General features: G+C 39.0%; 7 protein-coding genes. 4 read left to right on the plus strand and 3 right to left on the minus strand.

All coding sequences use genetic code 11. The features are described from left to right. Window positions 1-11 precede the first annotated feature (11 nt). Window positions 12-542, plus strand: a complete 531-nt coding sequence (locus GQR55_RS16555) for a lipocalin family protein (protein ID WP_166421462.1) — start codon at window positions 12-14, stop codon at window positions 540-542. Between the two features lie 535 nt (window positions 543-1,077). On the opposite strand, the gene GQR55_RS16565 is transcribed toward GQR55_RS16555, so the two are convergent. Genes GQR55_RS16565 through GQR55_RS16575 form a run of 3 tightly spaced genes read right to left on the minus strand, consistent with a single transcriptional unit; the run spans window position 1,078 to window position 3,349 of the window. Continuing rightward, window positions 1,078-1,413, minus strand: coding sequence for a DUF3325 domain-containing protein (locus GQR55_RS16565; RefSeq protein ID WP_166421463.1), 336 nt, complete (start codon window positions 1,411-1,413; stop codon window positions 1,078-1,080). After that, window positions 1,410-3,011, minus strand: a complete 1,602-nt coding sequence (locus GQR55_RS16570; protein ID WP_166421464.1) for a PepSY-associated TM helix domain-containing protein — start codon at window positions 3,009-3,011, stop codon at window positions 1,410-1,412. Before GQR55_RS16570 ends, GQR55_RS16565 begins: the two co-directional genes overlap by 4 nt. After that, window positions 3,008-3,349, minus strand: coding sequence for a hypothetical protein (locus tag GQR55_RS16575; RefSeq protein ID WP_166421465.1), 342 nt, complete (start codon window positions 3,347-3,349; stop codon window positions 3,008-3,010). Before GQR55_RS16575 ends, GQR55_RS16570 begins: the two co-directional genes overlap by 4 nt. A 222-nt stretch (window positions 3,350-3,571) precedes the next feature. Here GQR55_RS16575 and GQR55_RS16580 point away from each other — a divergent pair, with 222 nt between their 5' ends. From GQR55_RS16580 to GQR55_RS16590, 3 genes are all read left to right on the plus strand, one after another. Next, the gene (locus GQR55_RS16580; protein WP_166421466.1) at window positions 3,572-3,928 is read left to right on the plus strand and encodes a VOC family protein; all 357 of its coding nucleotides are present in this window, start codon (window positions 3,572-3,574) and stop codon (window positions 3,926-3,928) included. 150 nt (window positions 3,929-4,078) lie between these two features. After that, window positions 4,079-4,660, plus strand: a complete 582-nt coding sequence (locus tag GQR55_RS16585) for a uracil-DNA glycosylase family protein (RefSeq protein WP_166421467.1) — start codon at window positions 4,079-4,081, stop codon at window positions 4,658-4,660. A 257-nt stretch (window positions 4,661-4,917) separates the two neighbouring features. Continuing rightward, on the plus strand, window positions 4,918-5,796 hold the full coding sequence (locus GQR55_RS16590; protein ID WP_166421468.1) for a bile acid:sodium symporter family protein: 879 nt from the start codon (window positions 4,918-4,920) through the stop codon (window positions 5,794-5,796). The last annotated feature ends 517 nt before the right edge of the window (window positions 5,797-6,313 follow it).

Below are 6,313 nucleotides of genomic sequence, written 5' to 3' on the forward strand. Positions count from 1 at the left end.
AAGGAGCTTACATGAAGGCCATAAAATACGGTTTACTTATTACAGGGCTATTTTTTCTTAGTGCCTGTACCAGCCCTCCTGAGGGAATAATACCCGTTAAAAACTTCGACATACAAAAATATAAAGGAAAGTGGTTTGAAATAGCGCGGCTCAATCACTCATTTGAAGAAGGTATGGAGCAAGTTACCGCTACGTATTCTATTAACGACGACGGCACAGTAAAGGTCCTTAACAAAGGTTATTTAACGGATGATAAAAAGTGGGATGAAGCTGAGGGCTTAGCTAAGTTTGTTGAAAACACCGACACAGGGCATTTTAAAGTCTCGTTTTTTGATCCATTTTACGGCGCTTACGTTATTTTTGAGCTTGACCAACCCGATTACCAATATGCTTTTATAACCAGTTACAACAAAGATTACTTGTGGTTTTTGTCGCGTACACCAACAGTTAGCAAAGAGCTTAAAGAGCACTTTTTAACTAAAGCGAAAGAGTTAGGCTTTGCTACCGATCAAATTATTTGGGTAAATCAAGAGAGCATGTAAAGGGGGTTTACAGTTAGCTGTATGCGCTTTTAAAGTGGTAATAAAAACGTCATCTAACTGTAAAGTAACTTAAATATATAAACGCTATATTGCTAGCACTTACAGTGAGACAGTAAGTATTAGGAACACTGAATATCCCCTATTGTTGGCAAGCTATATAGCTTGCCATTTTTTTTGCCTAGGGCGTATTGATCTTTGTGGATTGAAATCTGTTCAATCTAGGGGCGATTAAATCGCGGCGCGAGGTTTGTAACCTAGTGGGCTAAGTAAAAACCGAGCAAAGCTTCCGCGTCCTGCTCACGCCCCTTACCTACATCCATGTAGGCAACAAAGAGTTAATCGTCCCTAGAAAGAACCCAAAGGGCAGCGCATGTTTGGTATTTATGCTGCGTTATCGCCTATTTATGGGGAATAACCACACTACATAGGCTCTGCCTTGCCTAAATACCAAACAGTCTGCTGCAAATTCACCCACCAAAGATCAACACGCCCTAATCTATGGGAAAGTAACGGATCACGTTTTTACTAACTAAAGCTAGTTTAACGCTAAAAATAACCCACTTAGTACAACTAACACGCTATTTAAAACACTAAACCACTTTACGTAGCCTACTAAAAAGTTATAAAAAACCATTATAATTAAGACACTTAGCGACATAAACCCACAAAAAATTAACGCGCCATAACCACTTTGAGTTGCTACGCAAAGCACTAAGCTTAGTAAAATACTGATCCAAGCAATAAATAACAGGCTTTTACTTTGTGATTCTGTAGGGCGTTTTTTAAATACATCTTTAAAATGATTAAACTTAGCCAGTGCAAAACCATTAAAACCAAACAAACACAGACTAAAACCAAGTAAATCAATCATGATTTTTGCCTTTTAAGATTATTAGATTGGCTAGGGCTAATTATTTTTGAGGTGTTTTTAGCAGTACGTAATTTTTCGGTTTGTATAAAAAACAATATACTAAACAATAAAAACAGTGCATCAAAAGTAAATAAAGCCCACTGTTTGTGCATCAAATAGCTAACTATATTACCGTTGGTTGTAAGGGCATTAATAACCGGTACACTTAAGCATGCAACAGTATTTATAGCAGCCATAACTCGCCATTGCAGTGTATCGCGCTTTAAAAGGGCAATAACAGCCACCGCTAGCCATGTTAAAAAGAACGCGAGTATTTCTTTATCGGCGCGCTCTGCAGTAGTTGGGTTAAGTAGTCTGTTAGCAATAAAAAATGCACACGTTGCCAGAGGTAAACCCATAATCGTGGCTAGGTTTAACCCTTCAACTAGCTTTAAACCAAACGAAGGTTTAGCGTTATTTTTAGTTCGCTCGCGAATTCGTTTAGCCCACATTATGCAACCAGAGCCAATCATTACACAGCCTGCAATACCGCCTAATACGTATAACCAGCGCAACAAACACGTAGCTAATCGGCCTGTATGCATTGAATTTAGTGACTCGTAAAGCGCTTTGCTATTAGTTAGTTCGTCATCAGTTTTAGCGACCATTTGCCCTGTAGCACCACTAAATATTAAGCGTGGTGCTTGGTCTCGTAGTGTTTTACCTGCGCTTACTAATACGGTAATTGTTGAAGCTGCCATATTGGGTTGGTTAACTTGTACACGGGTAATATCTGCATGAGGCCACTTAGTATAAACCTGATCTAAAATACTTTGAATCGGCACCATTGATGATTCGCCTTTGGCTTTATCGGTCATGGTATTACGAGGGGTTACATCGTTAAAAAAGCCACGCATACCGTTATCGTAAGCTGTTTGCGCAGGGTAGGGGAACAACATAAATATGAGCGTAATCATGCCCGTGTAAGTAATCATTAAATGAAAAGGAAGGGCAAGCACAGAGCTTAAATTGTGGGCATCTAACCACGTGCGGCTACCTTTGTTACGCCTAAAGCTAAACATATCTTTAAAAATACGTTTATGAATAACCACGCCCGATATAATGGCAATCAGCATAAAAAAGCTAGCAAAGCATATAACCCAACGCGCTGTTATTGCATCCATATAATGTAGGTCAAAATGCAATCGGTAAAAAAAGTTACCGCCTTTAGTATCTACAAAGGGCTCAAGCTCTTGCATAGTATTAGGGTTTAGCTGGGTGTTTTTAAATTGACTGCGGCGCTGGCCTGGTTCTTTTGGTTTTGCATAGCCATAAACTAGGTAAGGAATACGCGGCTCGGGCAACGTAATACGCCAGCTTGGTGAGTTAGCTCCATGGTTTGCTAGGTAATCAAATCCGGTAATTATTTGTTGTTTTTGTGCTTCTATACGCTGTGTTTGGGCTTGCACATTATGTATGGCAGGTTGATTCCATAACGTTATTTCGTCTCTAAAAAAGCTAAGTGTTCCGGCAAAAAATATTAAATATAATAACCAACAAACAAGTAATCCAACCCAAGTGTGTAACCAAGTCATTGATCTGAAAAAGCTGTCTTTCATACCCAATCCTTTAGCAATGCAAGCAACCCGGCGAACGTACCTGTACTTAGTAAAATACTGATCCACACTGTTTTTAATGATTTAACGCTAAAGGCATAAATAAATACGACGGCATAAATTAAAATACTGATTGAAACACTAAACAGTACTGCGTCTTGCTTAGCTATTGGCATTAAAAAGCACAATAAAGCAGTACTTGCAGACGTAAAGGCATAGCCACCAATGATGGCAATAAAAAACCGTAAAAATACCAAAACTCGATAACTGCTTATGCTTTTTACTATAAGCGCAATAACGTTAATTTTATCGAATGACGCACTGTGCAAAGGTGCCTGCATAGTTAATTAATCCTTTATTTAAAGCTGAGGACAAAACAAAGGCGCTATTATATATGTTACAAATACAAAAGATAGCTATTCTCATTTGCAATGTTGGTATTCAAGTAAATTTTTTTACCTTACTTAGTAAAATACTGATCTGATATTGTTTAATGATATTGCACAGACTGTATGTAAAGCTTAAGGTTAATAAACTGAGTAAAAATAAAGAGTGAAATAACGATGGGCGATCACGAAAAACTAAATTACGTTGAGCTTCCTGCATGTGACTTACCTGCTACTAAAGCTTTTTTTAGTCATGTATTTAATTGGCAGTTTACTGACTACGGCCCAGAATACACGGCGTTTAGCGGCCAAGGGCTCGATGGTGGATTTTTTAACGCACCGCTTAAATCGCTTACTCAAAACGGGGCTGCGCTTTTGGTTTTTTATAGTAATGATATTCACGATACCTACAAAAAAATAGAACTGCATGGCGGAACAATATTAAAGCCTATTTTTGAATTTCCGGGTGGTTGTCGGTTTCATTTTGCAGAGCCAAGCGGGAACGAGTTTGCTGTATGGGCAGACAAGCATTAGGTTTTATGAGGGCTGTAGCTCGATTTAGCTTAAAGATCACGATTTTACTAACTAACGCTCGTTTTAGATAAAATAAACCGATTTTTTACCAACTCATTTATCCTAAATGGCCATTTAGGATAAATATTAAGCATTTAAGGCCAAATAAACATGAATAGTCACCAATTAATGGATCAAGTTAGTAAATGCGTGATCTGTGAACCTCATTTACCTTTGGGTGCTCGCCCAGTAATACAATTTAGCCCAAACGCACGTATTTTAATTGCGGGCCAAGCACCTGGTATAAAAGTTCACGAAACCGGAGTGCCATTTAATGATGCAAGCGGCAACCGGCTACGAGAATGGCTTGGGCTAACACGTGATGAGTTTTATAACGCCAATAATATAGCCATTTTGCCAATGGGCTTTTGCTATCCGGGTAGGGGGAAGTCGGGTGATTTACCACCGAGAAAAGAATGTGCCCCAGCATGGCGCGAGCAATTATTGGCTGCACTACCAAATATTGAGCTGACAATAATATTAGGTAAATACGCGCAGGCGTATCATTTACCGGAGACTAAAAAAATGCCACTTACGGAGTTAGTAAAATCGTGGCGTGAGTATTGGCCAAATTATTTAGTGCTTCCACACCCCAGTCCGCGCAATAATATATGGCTTAAAAAGAATCCATGGTTTGAGCAAGATGTACTTCCAGAACTGGGTAAACGCATTGCGACTATTTTAAATAAGTAATACTTCTAGCATTAGGATTTATTGTAAAGGGGCGTTATACCAATCCGCAATAATACTTAATCATTTTGCGGGGCTAAACGTGTCGCTACCTGTGTTAAAAAATTCTCATTTAGAACAACTAAATAGCGAATTTTTTGCCTAGCTATCAACACGTTTTTCTATCCTCAAAATAGATCACTTAATTAAGCGAATTGGTATACAGTTAACTTAAAAATTAACACTCCAATTAAAAACAATAACAAACGAGGCTGTCTAATTTGAATGCATCTATATTAACTGAAGTAATACTTCCGCTCGCCCTTGCACTTATTATGTTTGGTATGGGTCTTGGGCTCACAACAAACGATTTTACTCGTCTATTTAAAAGCCCGCTCGCCATTGTTATGGGTTTAATAGGCCAACTTGTAGCAATGCCTTTATTAGCATTAGGGCTGTGTTATTTACTTAACCTACCAACGCCTATAGCTATTGGTTTAATGATATTAGCTGCCTGCCCAGGCGGTACTATGTCAAATGTAGTAAGTCAGCTCGCTAAAGCTAATTTAGCCCTTTCGGTAAGCCTTACCGCGGCTTCTACTGCTATTAGCATAATAACCACGCCGTTTATTATTGGCTTTGCTATAAACCAGTTTGCACCAGCAGACGATGCTAGTTTTTCAATTTTGACCACTTCACTCGGGCTGTTTTTTATTACTTTAGTGCCAGTGGCTATAGGCATTTGGTTACGTCACTTTAAAAGTGATTTTGCCATTAAAACAGAGCCGTTTTTTAGACGCTTCTCGTTGTTTTTTATGCTTATGATGATTGCCGCACTAGTAATAAAAGAGCGAGCTTTATTAATTAGCTCATTCGACGATGTATTTTGGGCATGCCTAGCGCTTAATATTGGTTCAATGGTGGTAGGGTGGTTTATCGCTAAGCTTTCTAGGTTTAATATAACCGACTCGCTGACGCTTTCTATTGAGGTCGGGATTCAAAATGCATCGCTTGCCATATTAATTGCTATTAGCTTTTTGAATAAACCCGAATATGCGGTTACCGGTGGCGTGTATGGACTTGCTATGTTTATAGGGCCACTGCTATTAATTGGCGGGTTAAAGCTTAAAAATAAACGTACCGCTAGGGCTGTTAACTAGGACCTCTTGACCAAGTTATTTTAATTCAAGGCTACGAATAACGTAGCCGTAAACTCCAGCCTAAAAATACCACCAGTTAAATGTATGCACTGCGCCCCCGCGTCAACAAGTTAAACCCTTATAAAAGATTCTCAAGCTTGAATATTACGGTAGGCGCCCAGCTTGCTCGCGCGCGAAGCGAAGCTTTTAATATTTAAAGCTGATTGTTACCTACTTTTGGCTTCTCTAAAGCGCAGCGTCCTCTTAACCTCTTTGTGAATAAGTTACTTAAAATCTTATTGCATAAAGAGAAGTAAAAGAGGAGCAAATGAGAAGGCACCAAAACATATAAATTACGAGCTTCGCTCGTCACGCCAGCAAGCTGCGCGTCTTGTATCTCTCATTGATAAATGATTAGCTATCATTTATCACATCGAAGCCAGTGAGCTTGCCTGTGCGTCTAGTATTTAATACTGCTCCGTAGATAAAGCCCTGACTTTCTATTCTCAGAAACTGAATGGTATCCAAGCACACTTTT

The organism is Pseudoalteromonas sp. Z1A8 (genome assembly GCF_011378855.1).
In the GTDB taxonomy this organism is placed as follows: Bacteria; Pseudomonadota; Gammaproteobacteria; order Enterobacterales; family Alteromonadaceae; genus Pseudoalteromonas.

What these genes read in the sequence shown, in the direction of transcription:
- GQR55_RS16585 (WP_166421467.1), top strand. Translation starts at nt 4,079, where the DNA reads ATGAATAGTCACCAATTAATGGATCAAGTTAGTAAATGCGTGATCTGT.
- GQR55_RS16565 (WP_166421463.1), bottom strand. Translation starts at nt 1,413, where the DNA reads ATGATTGATTTACTTGGTTTTAGTCTGTGTTTGTTTGGTTTTAATGGT.
- GQR55_RS16580 (WP_166421466.1), top strand. Translation starts at nt 3,572, where the DNA reads ATGGGCGATCACGAAAAACTAAATTACGTTGAGCTTCCTGCATGTGAC.
- GQR55_RS16575 (WP_166421465.1), bottom strand. Translation starts at nt 3,349, where the DNA reads ATGCAGGCACCTTTGCACAGTGCGTCATTCGATAAAATTAACGTTATT.
- GQR55_RS16555 (WP_166421462.1), top strand. Translation starts at nt 12, where the DNA reads ATGAAGGCCATAAAATACGGTTTACTTATTACAGGGCTATTTTTTCTT.
- GQR55_RS16570 (WP_166421464.1), bottom strand. Translation starts at nt 3,011, where the DNA reads ATGAAAGACAGCTTTTTCAGATCAATGACTTGGTTACACACTTGGGTT.